Origin of the sequence: Paenibacillus sp. FSL L8-0470 (assembly GCF_038008625.1) — a bacterium.
In the GTDB taxonomy this organism is placed as follows: Bacteria; Bacillota; Bacilli; order Paenibacillales; family Paenibacillaceae; genus Paenibacillus_AQ.
Window position 1 is genome coordinate 572541 of the sequence record NZ_JBBOZM010000001.1, and the last position, 20043, is coordinate 592583.

General features: G+C 51.0%; 23 protein-coding genes and 1 pseudogene. 21 read left to right on the top strand and 3 right to left on the bottom strand.

All coding sequences use genetic code 11. The annotated features are described in order from the left end of the window. Positions 1-15 precede the first annotated feature (15 nt). Positions 16-351, top strand: a complete 336-nt coding sequence (locus tag NST99_RS02655; protein WP_341089555.1) for a thioredoxin family protein — start codon at positions 16-18, stop codon at positions 349-351. Positions 352-420: 69 nt separating this feature from the next. Here the strand turns inward: NST99_RS02655 and NST99_RS02660 are convergent, their stop codons facing one another. Continuing rightward, entirely contained in the window at positions 421-1320 is a 900-nt protein-coding gene (locus NST99_RS02660; protein ID WP_341089557.1) for a CHAD domain-containing protein, read from the bottom strand. A gap of 214 nt (positions 1321-1534) precedes the next feature. Here NST99_RS02660 and NST99_RS02665 point away from each other — a divergent pair, with 214 nt between their 5' ends. Beyond that, positions 1535-2575, top strand: coding sequence for a lipoate--protein ligase family protein (locus tag NST99_RS02665; RefSeq protein WP_341089558.1), 1041 nt, complete (start codon positions 1535-1537; stop codon positions 2573-2575). A 567-nt stretch (positions 2576-3142) separates the two neighbouring features. On the opposite strand, the gene NST99_RS02670 is transcribed toward NST99_RS02665, so the two are convergent. Next, on the bottom strand, positions 3143-3922 hold the full coding sequence (locus NST99_RS02670; RefSeq protein WP_341089560.1) for a carbon-nitrogen family hydrolase: 780 nt from the start codon (positions 3920-3922) through the stop codon (positions 3143-3145). A gap of 184 nt (positions 3923-4106) precedes the next feature. On the opposite strand from NST99_RS02670, the gene NST99_RS02675 reads away from it, so the two are divergent. From NST99_RS02675 to NST99_RS02720, 10 genes and pseudogenes are all read left to right on the top strand, one after another. Further along, on the top strand, positions 4107-4538 hold the full coding sequence (locus NST99_RS02675; RefSeq protein ID WP_341089562.1) for a MarR family winged helix-turn-helix transcriptional regulator: 432 nt from the start codon (positions 4107-4109) through the stop codon (positions 4536-4538). A 38-nt stretch (positions 4539-4576) separates the two neighbouring features. Next, a complete protein-coding gene (locus NST99_RS02680; protein WP_341089564.1) occupies positions 4577-5212 on the top strand; it encodes a nitroreductase family protein in 636 nt (211 codons plus the stop codon). A gap of 67 nt (positions 5213-5279) precedes the next feature. Continuing rightward, on the top strand, positions 5280-5576 hold the full coding sequence (locus NST99_RS02685; RefSeq protein ID WP_341089566.1) for a putative quinol monooxygenase: 297 nt from the start codon (positions 5280-5282) through the stop codon (positions 5574-5576). A 31-nt stretch (positions 5577-5607) separates the two neighbouring features. Then, positions 5608-6081, top strand: a complete 474-nt coding sequence (locus tag NST99_RS02690) for a DinB family protein (RefSeq protein ID WP_341097530.1) — start codon at positions 5608-5610, stop codon at positions 6079-6081. A gap of 123 nt (positions 6082-6204) precedes the next feature. Next, positions 6205-6720 (top strand): annotated as a pseudogene (locus tag NST99_RS02695) (aminotransferase class I/II-fold pyridoxal phosphate-dependent enzyme); the annotation flags it as partial. 275 nt (positions 6721-6995) lie between these two features. Continuing rightward, the gene (locus tag NST99_RS02700; protein WP_341089569.1) at positions 6996-8594 is read left to right on the top strand and encodes a phospholipase D-like domain-containing protein; all 1599 of its coding nucleotides are present in this window, start codon (positions 6996-6998) and stop codon (positions 8592-8594) included. Between the two features lie 62 nt (positions 8595-8656). Further along, a complete protein-coding gene (locus NST99_RS02705; protein ID WP_341089571.1) occupies positions 8657-9034 on the top strand; it encodes a hypothetical protein in 378 nt (125 codons plus the stop codon). A 119-nt stretch (positions 9035-9153) separates the two neighbouring features. Next, on the top strand, positions 9154-9480 hold the full coding sequence (locus tag NST99_RS02710; RefSeq protein ID WP_038585474.1) for an ArsR/SmtB family transcription factor: 327 nt from the start codon (positions 9154-9156) through the stop codon (positions 9478-9480). Between the two features lie 107 nt (positions 9481-9587). Then, the gene (locus NST99_RS02715; RefSeq protein WP_341089572.1) at positions 9588-11363 is read left to right on the top strand and encodes a SulP family inorganic anion transporter; all 1776 of its coding nucleotides are present in this window, start codon (positions 9588-9590) and stop codon (positions 11361-11363) included. A 203-nt stretch (positions 11364-11566) separates the two neighbouring features. Next, positions 11567-12268 (top strand): DUF1361 domain-containing protein, encoded by a 702-nt coding sequence (locus NST99_RS02720; protein ID WP_341089574.1) that lies wholly within the window; start codon positions 11567-11569, stop codon positions 12266-12268. On the opposite strand, the gene NST99_RS02725 is transcribed toward NST99_RS02720, so the two are convergent. Beyond that, entirely contained in the window at positions 12244-12582 is a 339-nt protein-coding gene (locus NST99_RS02725) for an MGMT family protein (RefSeq protein WP_341089575.1), read from the bottom strand. The two genes, NST99_RS02720 and NST99_RS02725, sit on opposite strands and share 25 nt — an antisense overlap. Before the next feature lie 76 nt (positions 12583-12658). On the opposite strand from NST99_RS02725, the gene NST99_RS02730 reads away from it, so the two are divergent. The 9 genes from NST99_RS02730 to NST99_RS02770 all read left to right on the top strand — a co-directional run bounded on the left by NST99_RS02730 (position 12659) and on the right by NST99_RS02770 (position 20021). Continuing rightward, complete coding sequence (locus NST99_RS02730) at positions 12659-13168, top strand: DUF2569 domain-containing protein (RefSeq protein WP_076112829.1); 510 nt, start codon at positions 12659-12661, stop codon at positions 13166-13168. A gap of 255 nt (positions 13169-13423) precedes the next feature. Further along, entirely contained in the window at positions 13424-14974 is a 1551-nt protein-coding gene (locus NST99_RS02735) for a spore germination protein (protein WP_341089577.1), read from the top strand. Beyond that, positions 14971-16125, top strand: coding sequence for a Ger(x)C family spore germination protein (locus tag NST99_RS02740; RefSeq protein WP_341089579.1), 1155 nt, complete (start codon positions 14971-14973; stop codon positions 16123-16125). The genes NST99_RS02735 and NST99_RS02740 overlap by 4 nt, the downstream gene beginning before the upstream one ends. A gap of 1 nt (position 16126) precedes the next feature. Beyond that, a complete protein-coding gene (locus NST99_RS02745) occupies positions 16127-16330 on the top strand; it encodes a hypothetical protein (RefSeq protein WP_341089580.1) in 204 nt (67 codons plus the stop codon). A 28-nt stretch (positions 16331-16358) separates the two neighbouring features. Then, entirely contained in the window at positions 16359-17465 is a 1107-nt protein-coding gene (locus NST99_RS02750) for a GerAB/ArcD/ProY family transporter (RefSeq protein WP_341089581.1), read from the top strand. Positions 17466-17612: 147 nt separating this feature from the next. Continuing rightward, positions 17613-18182, top strand: coding sequence for a DJ-1/PfpI family protein (locus NST99_RS02755; protein ID WP_341089583.1), 570 nt, complete (start codon positions 17613-17615; stop codon positions 18180-18182). Between the two features lie 37 nt (positions 18183-18219). After that, positions 18220-18852 carry a hypothetical protein gene (locus tag NST99_RS02760; protein WP_076112825.1) on the top strand — a complete coding sequence of 211 codons (633 nt, stop codon included), beginning with the start codon at positions 18220-18222 and terminating at the stop codon, positions 18850-18852. Between the two features lie 40 nt (positions 18853-18892). Next, positions 18893-19189 (top strand): antibiotic biosynthesis monooxygenase family protein, encoded by a 297-nt coding sequence (locus NST99_RS02765; protein ID WP_341089584.1) that lies wholly within the window; start codon positions 18893-18895, stop codon positions 19187-19189. A 19-nt stretch (positions 19190-19208) separates the two neighbouring features. Next, complete coding sequence (locus tag NST99_RS02770) at positions 19209-20021, top strand: phosphotransferase family protein (protein WP_341089585.1); 813 nt, start codon at positions 19209-19211, stop codon at positions 20019-20021. Positions 20022-20043: the final 22 nt, after the last annotated feature.

Here is a 20043-nt window from a genome sequence, read left to right on the forward strand (position 1 = left end):
TGGGAGGAACTAACGATGGCTATTATCAATGCAGAGAAAACTGAGGATCTGAGAGCCAAGCTAAGCGGCAGCGGGACTGTACTGGTTGATTACGGAGCACCGTGGTGCGCGCCCTGCAAGATGCTGCTGCCTGTTCTGGAGGAGCTGAATGACGAGTATGGAGACAGTGTGGCTATCGTTAAGGTGAACTGTGATGAACTGCCGGAGCTGGCGGGGGAGGCCGGAGTCATGGGCTTGCCTACGGTGATTGTGTATAGTGGAGGTCAACCAGTGGAGAAGCTGGTCGGCCTGCGTCCTAAATCGGCCTACCAGGGTGTATTGAACAAGTATGCGGCTGTAAACAACAGATAAGAGAATAAGAGGCAGGGAGCGGCATGCCTAGCATGCGCTTCCTGCCTCTTCCTATGTCTTATTATGAATTCAAAGTGACTTGGCTTTCTCTGTAAAGGGAACAACCTCATTATGATGCAATGCCTCCAGCACTTCGGTCCGAAGAGCATCTGTGAACTCATTCCACGTCTTTTTGCCAACACCCAGCTCATCGCGTCCGATAGAATTCAGTGTTTCCAGCCACACGTGTTTGTCATTAATTTCGCCAAGCTGCTCCTGGATCTGTCTGTAAATCTCCTCATGGGCATGGAATTTCTGGCTGAGTGCGAATGCGGCCGCATTGGCTGTATAGCGCAGCTCCTTGGCGGCGATCCGCAGCTCATGCAGTGCGTCGAAGGCTTCCTTGGATTCTGCCTCGGCACCTTTGAATAGGGTTTTGCATGTTTTTTTCTTCTGCTCAAAAGCTACTTCAAGTTCGCGCATGACGACGTTTACATCTCTTTTTGCTGCCAGCGGCTCAAGCGTGCTGCTCCTAAAAGCTTCCCATAACCCGTCCAATTCCTTGCCGGCCAGCTTTGGGAGCTCCGCCTCCAGCTTCTTGCGGTATTCTTTCCGCTTATCCTTCTGGTGTTTGATGACCGCCTTCAGCAGTTCGGCAGTTTTCGCCTCGCCGGCTTCCTTGGCGCTCTTGCGTCTTTCCTTGAAAGATTCAATAAGAACATCTGCATCCCTGACCTTGCCCAGCCTTTTCTGGGCCTGCTTGAATACGTTGTACAGCTCGGCTGCTGCGGAATGATCCGGATCGAGAATGGACAGCAGGGTCAGCAGCTTGCGGCTGTTGACTCTGGCTTGATGAATATCCTCGTCATCAAAGTTTTTGAGCGCGTCTTTGCTGTAGTCTCTAAAGTTGATATACAGCTTGTGCATCGCCTGTTCCCATTGCCTGGTCTTGCTTAACTGCCTGTCCTTCGCAAGTTGTTCGACTGTCATGCGGCATCACTCCTCAAGGTTGTGTATAGCATGAGCTTCAGCGCTTAATCTTGCCGCTGATTGAAACTTGTTATGGTATTAGGATAACGGTATCCAGCAACTATTTCAAATGCTGAACCCACGCTTTGCCTTCGCGCCAGGCTGCGGATCGGTTACAATATGACTATTGGTTCGGACAGTGGTTAACATTCAATAGGTACTCGGGGGATGAATGATGATTAATAAAGGAATTAACATAGTAGAACCGGGCGCGGAGCGCGCTCTTCCGAATGTAATGGTGTTGTTTGAGCATTTGTCAGATGATGACGGGAAGGCAGCAAAATATGGCGGAAGTGGGGCTGCTGAAGGTGGAGTGGTGGCGGAGCATGCTGTGATTGCCAGAGAAGCAGGAGAAGCGGAACATGTTACATTGGCAGGAGATGCCGGGAAGACGGAACATGCTGTGATGGCAGGAGATGCTGGAGAGGCGGGAGGCATGCTGGTTCCCTTTGCATTTGAGGAGACGCTGTGCCGGGACATTGGAGCGGGACTGGCCCCTCCAGCCCTGCATCTCTGGAGTCATCCCGCAGGTGTTGCGCTGGGCTTGCGGGACAGCAAACTGCCCCGCGCAGATGAGGCGATGGCCGGGCTTGAGCGGCGCGGGTTTCGTACAGCGGTCCGTCACTCCGGGGGGGCTGCCGTGCCGCTGGATGCCGGGATCGTCAATGTGGCGCTGGTCCTTCCCAAAACTCCGGGCAAGCTGGATTTTCATGACGATTTCCGGCTGCTGGCTTCCCTGATTCAGGAAGCTGTAGCGGTAAGCCATCCGCAGGCTGCGGCGTTGATCCAGGCCGGAGAAATCACCGGTTCCTATTGTCCCGGTGATTTCGATCTGGCTATCGGCGGCCGCAAGTTCTGCGGCATTGCCCAGCGGCGGCAGAGCAGCGCGTATTTCGTTCACGCGTTCGTTGTGGTCTCCGGCTCCGGGCAGGAGCGCGGGGAGCTGATCCGCGGATTCTATGAGACTGCGTCCGGCGGGGACGAGTCTTTGGCTTATCCGCGGGTCCGCCCGGAGACCATCGCCGCGTTAAGCGAACTCGGCGGGCCGGCTTCGGCGGCGGTGTTCGTCTCAAGCATCCGGCAGGCGATATCCGGGCGCGGAGTGCAGCTTAAACCGGCTGCCCTCTTAAGGGAGGAGACAAGTTATGACCTGCAGTATGCGGATCAGCGTGTGCTGGAAGCAGCACGGGTGCTGCGGGAACGGTATGCCCGCTGAGATTTGTGCGTCTGCAGGGGTTGAGCTGGATTCTGAGCTAAAGCTTGAGTTTGAGTTGGAACTGGGGTTTGAGTTTGGGGTTTGGGTTGGGCGATTCCGGCTAAATCCCACAAAAGGTGCTGCAAGACAGCTGCTTTAAGCAGCTGCGGCAGCATCTTTTGTTATGAGGTGATAAGGAACCGCAATTTTACGGATATATGCAGAGCTGAACGCAAGTTTGCAACTAATCCCGTGCCCATGTTAACCCGCACAGTGTCCACGATAATAAGAGGCACTGCTAAGCGGATAGCTGCACTCCATACAACTAAAACCTGGCCTTTTAGGCCCTGCAAGGAGATAACTGCACTCTGTACACTTAAAAAGTGTCGAACCGGCCCAAACATAGCTTTCCGGCATTTTTAATTGCAGAAAATACACTTATTCCCAAGAAATCTCCATTTTGGACCTAATTAGTTGCAGTAAATACATCTATATGGTGCGGTGTAATGAGTATATGGTGCGGTGTAATGAGACCGCTGTTTTGTTCAAACTATATAGTTTTTGTTTCGGCTTTTCTGCAGGCAGCGGCTACGTATACAGCTCTGGCCGTCTGTCTGAGAAGATCGGAATCTGCTGTCTTACCTCCCGTACCTTCTGCAAATCAATAACGCCGCTCAGGATTTCCTCGCTTTCTCCGGCCTCACATATAATGTCGCCCCACGGATCAATGATCATGGAATGCCCTGCGAAAATGTTCGCCGGATCAGCCCCGGCGCGGTTGCAGGCAACGACGTAGCATTGGTTTTCGATTGCCCGGCTGATCAGCAGGGCACGCCAGTGGGACAGCCGGGGCAACGGCCATTCTGCGCTGATGAACAGCACCTCCGCCCCGAGTGCCGTATGGGCACGCACCCACTCCGGGAAGCGGATGTCATAGCAGATCAATCCGGCGCATAACGCGCTGTCCAGGCTGAACAGCCCCTTGGCTTCTCCTGGCTGAAGATACAGGTGTTCATCCATCAGGCGGAACAGATGCAGCTTGCTGTATTCCCCGGCAAGCCCGCCATTACGGCCAAAGACGAACATGCTGTTGGTGATCCCGCCAGCCTGCTTGTTGGCTACGGAACCGGCAACGATGTTGATGCCATATTCGCGGGCAAGGCCGGAAATAAAGTCCTTCGTAATCTGCCCCTCTGGATCGGCAATTTCATCAAGCCGCGTTAGATCGTATCCGGTCGTCCATAATTCGGGGAGAACGAGGCAGTCAGGACGAGTTGCCGCGGCCTGGCGTATTTTGTGTTCAGCCGCTACATAATTTGCCTTTGGTTTGCCAAATGCTATATCGAGCTGAATCAGGGAAATTTTCATATTTCCAGCCTCCTCTTTCATAATTATTGATAAATTAGTTGACGGGTCAAACATATCGGTGTAAACTACTTTTTATCAAAAGGATTTTGCGCAATATATTTGCGTTAGTGTATTCTTTTTAAATCTAGTCTTGTACAAAGCAATCCACAGTAGTGTAGCTTATAAAACTTTAAGGGGGTTAATTTTGACTGAACATCTGCCTGAGGAAGAAGAGCGAATATTAGAACTGCTGCAGGCGCTGAACAAGGGAATCAGCCCCAAGTTTGAACGTTGTGCAGGCATCAGCCCTACGCGGCTCCGCCTGCTTCACGAGCTGTTTCAGGTTGCAGAAATTAGCCAGATTTCGCTGCAAAAGGAAGTCGACATTGATGCTGCAGCTGTCACCCGCCATTTGAAGGGGCTGGAGGAGAACGGCATGATCTCCCGCCGCAACAATCCTGCTGATAACAGGGTGACTTTGGTCTCGCTCACTGAACAAGGACGGGAGAAAATTCTCTCCTACAAGGAGGAGAAGATCCGGTTCCTCCGCTCATTGCTCACCGGATTTGAAGGGCAGGAGCTCAAAGTGCTTATAGATATGCTTACCCGGCTGCAGCAAAACATCGATTTACTGTAGCCTGACTTATATACCAATTATAAAGGAGATTATTACAAATGAATGCTACCAGAACCAACGATTTCAATTCTATTATTACAGGCCGCCGCTCGGTCCGCAAATATGATACCTCCGTCAAAATCAGCAAAGAGGAAATGACCGAGATTCTAACTGAGGCTACACTGGCTCCTTCCTCGGTCAACATGCAGCCTTGGCGCTTCCTCGTGATCGAAAGTGCGGAAGGCAAAGCCAAGTTGGCTCCTATCGCCCGCTTCAATCAGCTGCAGGTAGAAACCTCCGCAGCAGTTATTGCCGTATTCGGCGACTTGAACAATTTTGATTATGCTGAACAGATTTACAGTACGGCTGTTGAGCGCGGACTTATGCCTCAGGATGTCAAAGAGAATCAATTAACCCGTCTGGCCAGCCATTTCGCGACACTGCCAGCAGATGTGAACAGAGAGACTGTGATGATTGACGGTGCATTGGCTTCCATGCAGCTGATGCTGGCTGCCCGTGCCCACGGCTATGACACCAACCCTATCGGCGGATTCGAAAAGGACCAAATTGCTGAAGTCTTCGGTATGGACAAAGACCGTTACATCCCGGTTATGCTGATTTCGATCGGCAAAGCGGATGGAGAAGGATACGCATCCGTCCGCCTGCCGATTGACACTATCGCCGAGTGGAAATAAGAGCGTAAGCTCCCAATTTCAGAGTTATGAAGTTCATTCTGACAAAACCATTAGGAGGAACAAAATTATGATCATTATCCACGTTTTAATGCAAGTGAACCCTGAACGCGAGGAGCAGTTCCTGGCTGAAGCCAAGACGCTGCTTGCAGCAACTCATGAGGAAGAAGGCAACCTCTCCTATGAGCTGTACAAGCATGCCGCGCAAGAGAATGTATATATTATGGTTGAAACCTGGCGCGATGCAGCTGCTGTAGGCAGCCATAACACAAGCCCGCATTTAACGGGGTTTGCCGCTAAGGCAGGCGAGTTTCTGACTGCGCCGCTGGATATGAAGGTATATAACGGCGAGCTGTTGCAGCAGTAAGGGCAATGTAACAAGTGGGGAGGGATAGGGAATCGTTCATGCAAAAGATGTTCTGGCCAATCAGTTACTAGCCAATGCTAATGATCCAAGCTGGTATTCTCCGTTCGCGCAGGCGGTTGAGGGTTTAACAGAGGAAGAAGCCTTTTGGAAGCCTGACGGGAACAGCAACAGTATCGCTGAAATTACGCAGCATCTGCTGTATTGGAACAATGCCTGGCAAACCAGATACCATCTGGGCCGGGTAGATGCTGTTCCTCCGGTTGAGGATAACAACAGCAGTTTTGTTATACCGGAGGGCACAGCCTTTGATCAGTTAAGAACGAAGCTGCTGGAGGTGCTGCTTGGTTGGCAGCCGCTGCTGCAGGAAGACAGACTTGAGGCTAAAGCGGCAGGGTTTCCTGTGCCGGCGGAATGGTGGGAGATTATCAGCAACGCGGCAATGCACAATGCCTATCACATTGGTCAAATCGTATTTATCCGAAAGTTTATTGGCAGCAGGGAATAACTGTATCCAGGAAGAAAAGAGCACTCCACCAGGACATTGTCTACCAGGAGGCTCTTTTTTTTGTATTATAATATGAATGACGATTACAGCAAGTAACCTCTGAGGAAAGGGTGACCATTGCCAGTGAATATTTTTGAGCCTTCCGATGTGTTGAATGCTTTGCCCAAGCAGTTCTTCGCCGCGCTGGTTGCCAAGGCTGGCCTTGTCGCCGCCGCAGGACATGATGTGATCCATCTTGGACAGGGGAATCCTGATATGCCTACACCGGCCCACATTGTAGAAGCACTGCAGGCGGCAGCGGTTAACCCGCTGAACCACAGGTATCCGCCGTTTCGCGGCCACAGCTATCTCAAGGAAGCTGCAGCCAGCTTTTATAAGCGGGAGTACGGAGTGGAGCTGGATCCGCAGCAGGAGATCGCCATTCTGTTCAGCGGGAAAACCGGGCTGGTTGAAGTGGTGCAGTGTCTCCTCAATCCGGGGGATACAGCACTTGTGCCGGATCCCGGATATCCTGATTACTGGTCAGGCATCGAACTGGCCCGGGCGGTCATGGAGATGATGCCGTTGACTGCGGAACATGGATTTCTGCCAGCCTATGGGGACATCAGCCCGGAGCTAGCCGCCAAGGCTAAGCTGATGGGTTTTGGTGCTTATGGCGAAGGTTATGTGCGGGTTGGGCTGGTAAGCGATGAAGCGCGGCTTGCAGAAGCGGTGGAACGGATAGCGGGACTGAAGCTTTTTTGATCCGGTGCAACCATAACGATTTGACGGATGAAATAAGGCGATTTTGTATGAGGCATTTGCGTGTGCGGGTAGCGGCTGTTTATAAGTAAATCCTGAGGGGTATCTAACCTTAGCCCGATCAGAGACCTATGTGCACCTGAGAGGAAGGCAGTGGAATGGAGGACTTACATATGAACAACAAACTTCCGCAAGCGGAATGGGATAACAGGGTAGAGCAGGATATCATAAATGTTGTGAATTATTATTTATCCGGTGGCTCCCTGAAGGCTGCAAAGGAAATGGACAAGGCCCAGGAGCTGCTTGCCGATGTATTGAATGGCCGGGAGGCGCGTGCGCACCGGCAGGCTCTCGGCGGAGTGATTACAGAGATTCGCCAGTTGTCCGGCATACCGGGTATTAGCGGGGAGCTGCTTGAACGGCTTGCGCTTGAAGTCAGCGGACTGGACTCAGATAAGCTTCGAATATTGGCTCCGCAGACGACACGTCATAACCGGGTAGACCCTTATGTGAACGGACCGCAGTGCCTGGAAATGATCCTTGAGGAAATCGGGAAGGCGCGCCGTTATATTCATCTGTCCATAATGCTATTCTTTAACGACCATTCGGGAAATCTGATTGGGGCAGCGCTGCTGCAGGCACTAAAACGGGGTGTCGAAGTCCGCATCATGGTGAATTATACGGTTACCGCACTTGGCTATGGGAAGAATCTCGAGGTGGGTAAGTTCTCCAAGATCTCCACAATGCTGGAGAATGCAGGGGCCAGGCTGCTCGATACGTTCAACTCCTATTATTCTGCGGCAGAATGGAGTGAGAAACGGGCCGAGCTGAAGTCCCGTGGGGTATCCGAAAGTATTCTCTTCCTGCAGGATAAAGTACAGGAGGATGTGGAGATTACAGGACTCAATGTCATTGACCACCGGAAATTCATGGTCATTGACGGGATTACTTCGATTGTCGGCAGCCTGAACTTCGGGGATCAATATACGTATCAGACACCGATAGAGGCCTCTTCACCGGTAGAAGTAGACGGCCGGCCGCTGGGTATTCCAAGCGGTGAGGAGGAGTGGCATGATGGCTGCTTCCGGATTCAGGGCGCGGCGGCGTTGCCGCTGAATGCTGTTTTTCAATCAAGATGGCTGTTGCTTGGGGGCGATCATTTTGATCCGGAAGATGACTTCTACCATCCTGATATAAATTATGCATTCGGTGAGGAGGAGTGCACGCTCTTCGTGAGTTTTCCGGGCAACCCTGTTAATCTGATCCAGCAATATTATTTGGATTTAATTACTTATGCAGCCGAGGAGACGGTGATCGTGAACCCCTATCTGATTGATCAGGCCTTCTGGGACCGGCTGGGTGAGCTTGGCCCGGACTGTTCCTGCCATCTGGCCATATGCAATCCGCTGGAAGTCAATGACCACCCGACGAACCGGGCGGCTGTACGCAGCAATATGTATGAGCCTTTTCTTAACGGTGTTTCTTTTTATGACTACAGCTTTACGGGGCGCTTCTCCCACTGGAAAATCACCTATGACCACAGGTCGCGGGCCGTTTTTCACGGCTCCTATAATATCAATGAAAGAAGCGCCTGCCATGACTTTGAGCTGGGACTGCTGGTCAAGGGAGTAGGATTCGCGAAGAAAATTAAATCCATGATTGATTATGACCTTGGCGTTTCGAAAAAGATCAGCGACAAGAAAGAGTTCTTCAAGCATCCGTGGATGCATCCCAGCACTTATCTAAATAAGGCAACCCAGAACTACACCTGATCGTTAATGGGGTCACTATCCTGTATAATAAACGGTAACACTATGATGATGGAGCGGAAGAGATGAACATTACAATATTACGGAACGGCCCCCGTAAGAACGAAGTGTATTTTGCTGCGGAGTATGGCGAAGGCAAGGGGATATGGAATGGTAATCCTGTGAAAGCGGGTGAGGAGCTTGAGGTCGAATTTGAGCTCTCCCCGCTATTTATGCGCTGGGTGGATATTGTGCCTGTAAGCGGCGTGGAATACGGCATCCGAATGGATGGGGATAAGATGATCTTAACCGGGGTGCTGGAGAATATTGAGGCAGACGGAACAGGTTATCTGCGGATTGCCGGCGACCTGATCATGTTCGAATGCCTGGGTGAGCCGATGGCGCTGGGCGGCTATGTGGAGATCCGGACCGGAGAGCTGGGGATGTATCCCGTATTCTTGTAAGCGGGGCGGGGTGCTGCAGCCGTATACGGCATGCAATTTACTGCCGGCATAGCCACTGCACAAGAAATGAGCTAAGATAACAATAGATTTGAAGTAAAGCTATGAGGAGCAGAAGTCCAATGAACAGCGATATTCAGCAATTTAAGACAGAATTTTTCAAGGCGCTGGCTCATCCGATGCGGATCCGCATCCTGGAGCTGCTGAGCGAAGGCGAGAAGAATGTGAACGAACTGCAGGCGATTCTCGGCTCGGAAGGCTCCGCCGTATCCCAGCAGCTTGCTGTACTCCGCGCCAAGAATGTAGTAGCCAGTGTAAAAGAAGGAACCACCGTCATTTATTCTCTGCGCGACCCCCTGATTAAAGACCTGCTGGCGGTGGCCAGACAGATATTCGATAACCATCTCGTGAATGCCATTTCACTCCTGGAGGGCATCCGCAGCGAATAACCCCGGACCATCCGGGGGCGGATTTCCCGTTGACAAGAGCGGCAGGCAGGAGTAATGTTGCTCTTATATTCAAATAATCAGATATTCAAAGAAAAGAAGGTTAGATGATGACAGGGTGGGGCCGCTTTAAAGGCTACAGCATTGCTTCTCTGCGTAAGGATATCATTTCAGGGACGATCGTCGGCGTTATTGCCATCCCGCTTGGGATGGCTTTTGCTATTGCCTCGGGCGTGAAGCCGGAGTACGGGATTTATACAACCATTGTCGCAGGTATACTAATCTCCTTATTCGGAGGTTCGAAATTTCAGATTGGCGGACCTACGGGAGCCTTTATACCCATTTTGTTCGCGATCGCCATGGAGTACGGGTACGAGAACCTGCTGATTGCAGGAATGATGGCCGGAGTCATCCTCGTCGTTATGGGGCTGCTGAGGCTGGGAGTTCTGATCAAGTTTATCCCGAAGCCGGTAACCATCGGCTTTACGGCAGGGATTGCCGTCATTATCTTCAGCGGGCAGATTGCCAATTTCCTCGGCCTGAAGGATATGGAGCGGCATGAGAGCTTCGTGGACAACATGCAAGAGATCGGCCAGCATATCTCAACGGTCAATCTGTACAGTGTTCTGACAGCAGTCATTTGTCTGGCGGTTGTCGTGCTTGGCATGCGTTTTGCACCCAAGGTGCCGGGATCGCTGATCGGGTTGCTGTTCGCAACGTTAGTTGCGGTGCTGTTCTTCAGCGGCAAGGTGACTACGATCGGCTCTGCATACGGCGATATTCCAAACACGCTGCCGAGTTTTCACTTTCCGGTGATCACCTGGGAGCGGATCAGGCAGCTGCTTCGTCCGGCGTTTATCATCGCCATGCTGGGGGCGATTGAGTCGCTGCTGTCGGCGGTGGTAGCCGACGGGATGACTGGCAGCCGCCATGACAGCAACCGTGAGCTGATCGGCCAGGGTATCGCGAATATAGCCGCACCTATGTTTGGCGGCATCCCGGCCACAGGTGCAATTGCCAGAACCGCCACCAACATTCGCAGCGGGGCCGCATCCCCGCTGTCGGGAGTGATTCACGGTGTCGTAGTGTTCCTTATTCTTCTGCTGTTTGCGCCTTATGCTTCCAGCATTCCGCTTGCAGCCATGGCGCCGATCCTGATGGTGGTCGCCTGGAATATGAGCGAACGCAAGGAATTTCTGCACCTGCTGAAGCTCAAAACCGGGGATTCCCTGGTGTTGTTCCTTACCTTCCTCTTAACGATATTTGCGGATTTAACGATTGCGGTAGAGGCCGGGCTGGTGCTTGCCGTAGTCCTGTTTGTGAAACGGATGGGTGAAGGGCATCTGGTATCTAAGGTGTTGCCCGACCCCTCGTCGGTCAAGGTAGAGGCGCATATGGTAACGGAGAGCCATGACTGCCCGCAAATCGGAATTTATAATGTGGAAGGCCCGCTGTTTTTTGGAGCAGCCTATAGATTCGAGTCAACGATGCCGGAGCTTGGACCGGACCTTGCAAAAATTATATTGCTGCGTATGGGCAAGGTGCCGTTTATGGATACCACCGGGGAGGCCAATCTGTCTGGACTGGTGAAGCAGCTGCAGGCAGACGGAGGAAGGCTAATGATCTCCGGTATTCAGCCGCAGCCGCTTGATCTGCTGAAGAAGACGGGACTGTACGATAGAATTGGGGCTGCGCAGTTTTTTGACCATACTGGAGAAGCGATCAATGAAGCGCTGGAACTGATCAATCCGGTCCGCTGCGCCGGCTGCCGGCATGGGGCGTTTCGGGAATGCAGCGCGTTGTGCGGCCTTGAAGAATCGCCGGGCCGCAGCGTCTTTAGAGCCCGCAAACCGGCAGTGGCGGGTAAACTGGGCAGCGAAGTTTAAGCACGCACTGCCGAACCAGCGGGAACAGCATGGGCCCATCCCTGTGTTGCTGAATTTCACCATAATATAACAGCCCGGGTGCATTTTGCCCGGGCTGTTATATTATAATGGACTAATGACTGCCAGATTTGTACAATTAACGTAATGAATCTGTTCTATACTGGAACAGATCTCACTACGATTGATAAGGAGACCGCAACCTAATGAAGGAATTGAATTATCCTAAAGTATTCATGCTTTTGGCAGGACTGTCACTGGCGACGCTGGCTGTCTACCGTGTGGTCTCGCTGCGGACCGATACGTTTTTTGACTTTTTGCTCTGGAACTTCTTTCTGGCCTGGATTCCCTTTTTATTCTCCATGGCCGCTTACGGCCTGGATAAGCGTAAGGTTTCCGGGCTGCTGCTGCTGCCGCTTGGCATAGCATGGCTGCTGTTTTTTCCGAATGCGCCCTACCTGATGACCGACCTGCTGCATTTGACGATCAGAAAAAACATATATTTCGTAGACGGAGTTGTTCAGAGCCGGTATTGGTACGATTTAATTACCTTGCTGCTGTTCACCTGGAGTGGCTGGCTGACCGGTTTTTTCTCCCTGTACCAATTTCAAAGCGTCATCTTCCGCAGAAGCAATCTGCTGCTTTCCTGGATTTTTGTCCTCGCAGCCTGTGCGCTGGGCGGATATGGCGTATTGCTCGGCCGGGTATACCGGCTCAACAGCTGGGATGTTCTGACCGACCGGCATCAGCTCTACCAGCTGGTGGTTGACAGCCTGAACCGGCAATCGCTCTTCTTCAGCCTGTTCGTCGCAGCTGTTCTGCTGGTCATCTATGCCACGCTGTATTTCCTGCTGAATGGTCTGGGCTCAGGGAGTGTGCAGGCTTATTCCAAAGGCGGAAAAAGATAATCGTCCTGCTCCGGATGGAACTGAAACAACTCCAGGTCGATCACGCCATCATCATCAAAAAGAACGCCTTCTCCCAGCAGATACAATCTTTGTGTAGAGACTGCCTCATCTTCGGCAAGTGCAATTTTGCCCTGGGAATTAACAACTCTATGCCAAGGCAGCTTGTATTTGCGGCTCATGGAATGGAGAATGCGCACGACCTGCCGGGCCGCCCTGGGGCTTCCTGCTGCACGGGCGATCCCGCCATAGGTCATAACCTTCCCCTCGGGGATGGATTGAATAATACAAATAACCTTCTCTGTAAATGGTGTCATAACGGCTCCTTAAGCTTACGTAGGCAGTAGTATCTTCAGATCATTACAATGAATTATAACAGAGGGGGCATGTGGTTTGGGAACATTGATACCCGATAAACGCGGGATGAAGCTGATGTCCAATGAGCCGAAGGGGATTGGCGGCTGGCTGGTGCTTGTGCAGATTGGACTTTTTCTTACTATTTTTACTTTGATTTTATCTGTAATTCATTTTTTCTTCACAACGCTTGGCGGAGAGGTATGGGATATACTTACTTCACCGGATTCTAACGTTTATGACCCGCTATGGAAGCCGACATTGATTTTCGAATTGGCAGGCAACGTTGTCTTTCTTTTATTTGCTGCTTTTCTGGTCGTGTTGATGTACCGCAAAAAGGCTTCTTTTCCGCGTTGGATGATCCTTTTTTATGCCGCCAACACGCTGTTTCATATCGTTGATTACGTGCTGCTCACCAATATTCCGCTGCTTGCCGAGTTCGGAGAGGATCCGGACGTGCAAAGTATTGGCAGAAGCATGGTTCTACTCCTGGTATGGATTCCTTACTTTATACGGTCGCGCCGAGTGCGCAACACATTTATCAATTAACTACATAGCACACTCTTCAAGAAGGAGCCGCAGCCGCGGCTTCTTTTTTTGCAAATATAAGAATTTATAGGCTTCACGCTATAAATTATCCTTCTATTTCTCGCTGAAACGGAAACCCTCCTTTTGAGGACGGCGAAGCCGTTTCCACTTGTGAGAGACAAGCTCATAATTTCCTCTACAGCAAAAAGTTGGGGAATAGGAGTTAGAGTGTCGGGGGATAATCAGATCAAAAGAATAGTGACGGGAGTGAATACTGTGAAGAATACAGAGGCTGTGGAAACACGCGACCGTTCTTCCGGCAAAATAGCTTCTTCCCAGCCGCTCAGTCCCTCATTGGATGAGACGGTGGCTCTATTCCGGCGTATCTTCAGCAACGACGGGACACTGAGAGTGCGGATTATTGAGAATACAAATAACACGCGGATCCGCTGTGGTCTGATTTATGTGGATGGGATGACCGACCGGGATTTGATTCAAAATGGAATTACCAAACCGCTGATGACTCATCAATTCCCGGACAAGGATCTGGGAACCCCGGCAGAGCTTATGGAACTAATCCGCCTTCAGATTATTAATATCAGTGACATTATGGTCTCTACAGATTTGGATGAATTAATAGGGGCGATAGTCGGAGGGAAAACGGTATTTCTGCTGGACGGATACGCCGGTGCGCTGAATATTAATGCCCAAGGCTGGCAGACCCGCGCTATTGAAGAACCTACGACCGACAAAGCGGTCCGGGGCCCAAGGGAAGGCTTCAATGAATCGCTGATGACCAACCTGACCCTGATCCGCCGCAGAGTGCAGAATTCCGATTTGAAGTTTGTATTTACCGACATCGGTACCCGGTCTAAAACCCAGGTCTGTATCTGCTATATGGAAAGCCTTGCTTCACCGGATATTCTCAAGGAGCTGCATGTAAGGCTTGCGAGGGTGCAGCTCGACCATTTGCTGGATACCGGCTATCTGGCCGAGCTGATTCGTGATGAACCGTATTCGCCTTTTGAGATGATCGGCAGTACGGAACGGCCGGATTCGGTGGTGGGCAAGATCATGGAGGGCAGAATTGCCCTGCTGATTGAAGGAAGTCCGTTTGCCCTGACGCTGCCCTATGTTTTTGTAGAGAATTTTCAGGCCAGTGAGGATTATTATATCGGTTATATGTTTTCTACGTTCAACCGTTTGCTCAGAGTGATGGGAGCCTTCATGTCCATCAGTATTCCTGCGCTTTATGTCGCACTTGTTACTTACAGCCAGGAGATGGTTCCTACATTGCTGTTGCTAAGCATTGCCACCGCACGATTATCGGTACCCTTTCCCACAATAGTTGAGGCAATTCTTATGCTGACCATCTTTGAGATTCTGCGTGAAGCGGGGGCGCGGATTCCCAATTCCATTGGCCAGGCGGTTAGCATTGTAGGCGCGCTGGTGCTGGGCCAGGCTGCGGTGGATGCGCGGATCGTCAGTGCCCCGATGGTCATTGTTGTGGGCCTTACCGGGATTACCACCCTGCTGAATCCCCGGCTCACCGGACCGTTAATCGTAGTCCGGGTCCTTTTGCTGCTGATGAGTTTCCTTTTTGGAATCTACGGCTATTTCTTCGGTTTGCTCGGTTTGGTCATCCATTTGATGAGCCTGCGCTCCTTCGGAGTTCCCTATATGCTCGGGGTGGGCTCGATCCGGCCGCAGGATATCAAGGACACCGCCATCCGTGCACCCTGGTGGGACATGTATTTGCGTCCGGCGATCATCGGGGCGCGCAACATGAAGCGGAAGCCACCCAAGAAACCGGTTAAGCGTTTATGAACAGGGGACAAAAAATGCTGTTGGCGCTGCTCTCTGCAATGCTCCTGCTTATCATGCCGGGCTGCTGGAATTATACCGAAATTGATGATATGTCCATCGTAGCCGGTGTTGCCATCGACAGGAACAAGGCGGACGGCAAGCTGCAGATGACAGTGGAAATGGTGGACACTCAGGGTGGGCTTCAGCAGAATCAGACAGGCTTCAAGACGCTTAGTTTCACAGGAAATACTATATTTGAAATTGCCCGCGATATGATATCGACGACTGGCAAGAAGCTGTTATGGAGTCACGCCAAGGTGATTATTTTCAGTGAAGAGGTTGCGCGGGAAGGCTTGATCAAAGCGATAGACTGGTACAGCAGGGATACAGAGACCCGGTCCGATGTTTTTATTTTTGTATCCGAACAGATAAATGCACGGGAGATAATTAACCTGAACAGTACAACAGAGGCCATTATGTCCTTTGAACTGGCACAGATGATGCGTGATGAAAAGTATCTCGGCAGCGCTCCGGTTGTGGAAATCTGGGATTTCATCGACAAGCTGGAGACCTCAGGTTATAGTGCCGTCGCACCGCTGGTGTATATCAATGAGAAGAACGGGAAGAAAAATGAGCGTGTAGATGGAGCAGCAGTATTTGTAAAGGATATAATGGTCGGGAAATTGAACGGGAAAGAGGCAAAAAGCATGCTTTTCGCCAAAAATGATATAAAAGGTGGTGTACTGGAGGTGAATAATATGCAGGGGACACCGGCTTATTCCCTTGAAATTTTATCAAGCAGGACGAAAGTCAGGCCTACAATGATAGATGGTAAAGTTCATATACAGATCAATACAGTGACGCATACCGGGCTGGATGAGGTGATGACTGCAGAGGGTTTATCCGGCAACGAAAGCATAGCGGCCATTGAAAAACGTGCAGGCGAGAATTTGCAAAAGGAGATACTCTCGGTAATTCATAAGGCGCAGCAGAAATACCATGCCGATATCTTTGGCTTTGGCGAAGCTGTTCATGAGCATCTGCCTAAGACTTGGACTAAGCTTCGCAAGCAATGGCCGGATGAATTTGTCAATCTGGATGTCGACGTCAGCTCCAAGGTGATCATTCAGAGCACTGCCAAAACAACACGGGCGATTAAGCTGGGGGATTAGCATGGTCATTTATGTAGTGCTTATGTATGCTGTTGTCGTGCTGGTTGACCCCTATGGTCTGCTCAAGCAAGGGAAGAGGCGGGATTTGTACGTTTGCTCCGCGCTGTGCCTGATCTCCTTCTCCCTTGCTTTTGCCTTGTCGATGCATTGGGAAATTCCCAGTCCCTCAGAGCCGATCGTTTATTTGATTAAAAAGCTGTTCTAGAATGCACTCCTGAAAGGAGGGGGAAGACATGAGCAAGGAAATCGTACCGGCGGGACAGTCGATCAGCATAGCGATCCTGTTTATTATCGGCAGTTCGCTGTTCATGGGAGTCTCGGGGCAATCCGGCAACAGCAGTTGGATCGGGCTGATTTTTGCCATTGTGCTGGCGGTCCCGCTTATGCTTCTCTACGCGAGGCTCCATAAACTTTTCCCGGGCAAGGATCTGTATGACATGCTGCATGCGGTGTTCGGCTCTATATTCGGGAGGTTGTTTTCCTGCCTGTATATCTGGTATTCCTTGCATTTGGGATCGCTTGTGCTGCGGAATTTCGGGGAATTCAGCAAGACGGTAGCCTTAACCTCGACACCAATGTTAGCACCGATGCTGATCATCGTCCTCCTCTGCATTTGGGTGGTGAACGCGGGACTTGAGGTGCTTGGGAGAAGCGCCAAATTTCTGCTGCTGTTTACAATAATGGCGACTGCCTTAGCACAGCTGCTTTCCATTCCCAAGTATGAGTTCCATTATTTGAAACCGCTGCTGGAAAGCGGCTGGGGACCTGTCTTTACAGATGCAATAGGCTCTTTTACCTTTCCGTTTGGCGAAATTGTTATTTTTCTCGGCGCGTTTAGTGTGCTCCCGAAGAAAGGTTCAGCGTTTCGCGTGCTGCTCAGCAGCCTGCTGATTGCAGGAATCATTATGCTCTTCGTTACTTTGCGGAATTTGCTGGTGCTGGGTCCCGAGATTTTATCCAGCCTGTATTTCCCCTCTTATGTCGCGGTGAGCAGAATTAATGTGGGGGATTTTCTCACCAGAATCGAAGGCTCCTCCTCCATTACTTTTGTAACTGCGCTGTTCATTAAAACGAGTTTGTGTCTGTATGTAGCCAGTAATGGGGTAGCTAAAGTTTTTAAGCTGAAGAGCTACCGTTCCGTTGTGATGCAGATGGGCCTGATCATGGTCTATATGTCTGTCTTTATCTACAAGGATATTCTTCAAATGCAATACTTTGCCTACCATATTTACAAAATTTATGCCCTGCCGTTTCAGGTGGTCATTCCGCTGCTCTTATGGATTGTTGCCGAGTTTATGTCCAGAAAAGCGAGCCGCAAGCAGACAGCCCCGCAGCCGTAGTGCCGGATCTGAAAAGCTTGAAATCCACCTCCTCCCGGGCCGGGTTTTTTTTGTGATTTCCCAGCTGCAGGGAAGATAGCTATAATGATAGTCATAGAGAATAGGATGTTTGCGACCGTAAAGGTGGAAGGGGCTGTTAGCTTAACGATGAATACATATGTACTTGTATATAACAGCTTTGTTCAGTTTGAGGTAGTTTTGGCTGCTTATTTTATGAAGACACAGAGCGAGGTCCACACCTTGGGGCTGAACAGTATGCCCGTTATTTCCTGTGAGGGCTTCTCTATTAACCCGTCAGCGGTACTCGGGAATATGGATGTGAACGCTATAGATCTGCTGGTTATCCCTGGGGGTGAAGTGGGAGAGCTTGCTGCGAATGAGAGTCTGCTTGCCTTGATCCGCAGCATGAACGCTTCAGGTAAAACGGTCGCGGGTATTTGCGGCGGGGTTACGGTGCTGAAAGCTGCCGGGGTTCTGGAAGGCAGATCCTATGTGGACAATCAGGAGGGCAGGGAAGCTGCGGAGAATGCCAAAGGATTGCCGGACGCGGAAACATCAGACGAGGTCAATGTAATCAGGGACGGGAATATTCTTACGGCTAAGCCCAACGGGTATGTTGATTTTGCGCTTGAACTCGGCAGGATGATGGACATTTATCAGGACGAGGCTGATCTGCAGGAAACGATTGATTTCTTTAAATATTTCAAATCCGTTTAGAACGGCTGATGACGGATAACGGGAAGGAGAAGGCATTATGAGTGTATCACGTATCGTTATGTCCTCACATTGGGGCAGGGAAGTCAGACATAAATATGTGGCCCAAGGCGAAGCGAAGGCACTGGCTGTCGTCTTTCCGGGGAAGGATTATTCCGTGGAGCGCTCCCTGCTCGATTATGCGGCCAAGGTGGCCCGGGAACATGGCTGTGATCTGCTGCTGTTGGAGTACGGCTATCAGAGTGCACGGGCGGACTTTAAGCGCGAAGACATGGATATCGTTATAGAGGAATGCAAGGCGGCGATTGCTGCGCTTCCTGCACTTCCCGAATATGAACAGCTGCTGTTCATCAGTAAAAGCATGGGTACCGTCATAGCCGGAAGAGTGGCGGCTGAAATGGGTGTCCAGCAGAAAACCTCCCATCTTTATTTGACACCGCTTGTAGACTCCATTCCCTGGATAAAGCAGAGCCGGGGCAGCATGATCTACGGCGGCAGCGATCCGCTGTTCAATGAACAGCATTCCGCTGAGATCACCGGACTGCAGAACATCAGGGTATACAGGATCGACGATGCCAATCATGCGCTGGAGGTAGGCAGCGTCAATGAGTCACTGGCGGTGCTTCTGGTGATTATTAATTTCTATCATGAATTTTTCCGCGATGCATTGTAGCATTGAATAGCCATCTAATCTATCTCAAGGAGTGGATCGAATGATACTAGAAGCGGCAATGCTTCAGGTGAAACCGGGAATGACAAGTCAATTTGAAGCAAGCTTTAAGGAGGCGTCTCCGTTAATTGCTTCTATAGAAGGCTATTTGGGGCATGAGCTGCAGCACCGTCTGGAGGATGACCACAAATATCTGCTGCTGGTCAAATGGCGCAAGCTTGAGGACCACACCGTCGGCTTCAGGGAATCCGGGCAATATCAGCAATGGAAGGCGCTGCTGCACCATTATTACAGCCCATTCCCGGCCGTAGAGCATTTTGAACGTATCCATTTGGAATAAACGGGAGGCGTAACATAAGATGCAGGGGAAGCAGGTTGGAAAAGGGCGCACGGCAGAGGTGTGGGAGCATGGCGAAGGAAGAATCATTAAACTCTACAACGGGGACATCCCGGAGCCGTATGTGGAACGGGAATATTTGGTCAGTAAATATGTATTTGAACAGGGTTTCTGCACTCCTGAGCCGCTGGAGCTTGTCGGGATTGACGGACGTAAAGGAATCGTATTTCAGCAAATTCAGGGCCGTTCCCTGCTGGGGATGATCAGCGGACAGCCCTGGCAGCTTGGCAAATATGCCAAGCAGATGGCTAGACTGCATAATAACCTGCATCAGTTGGAGGGAACAGAAGACTTTGGCCGGCAAAAGGCGGAGCTGAGAAAAAGCATTATTGCAGCACCCATGCTCACCATGGAGGAGAAGTCGGCAGTGCTGGACCACCTGGAAGGACTTCCAGAGGGGAATAAGCTGTGCCATGGAGACTTTCACCCCGACAATGTGCTTATCAATGAACAAGTCTGGATCATCGACTGGATGACCGGTATCATGGGGAATCCTGCCGGTGATGCGGCGCGTTCGGTGCTTCTCTTTAGTATGGGCGCTATGCCACCAGGAGCCTCCCAGATGGCTAAATTCGTTATAGGTTTTATGAGACAAAGGCTTACCAAAGGATATATCCGGGAATACCTCGCATTGTCGGGGCAATCCTATGCCGCAATAGACGGTTGGATTCTGCCCGTAGCGGCGGCGCGCCTTGTTGAGGGTGTTCCTGTGCAGGAGAAGGAGCAGCTTGTCCGGGAAATCCGCAAACGTCTGAGCAAGAGTTCGGCCATTTGAATTACCTATGGAAGAGGTGTGC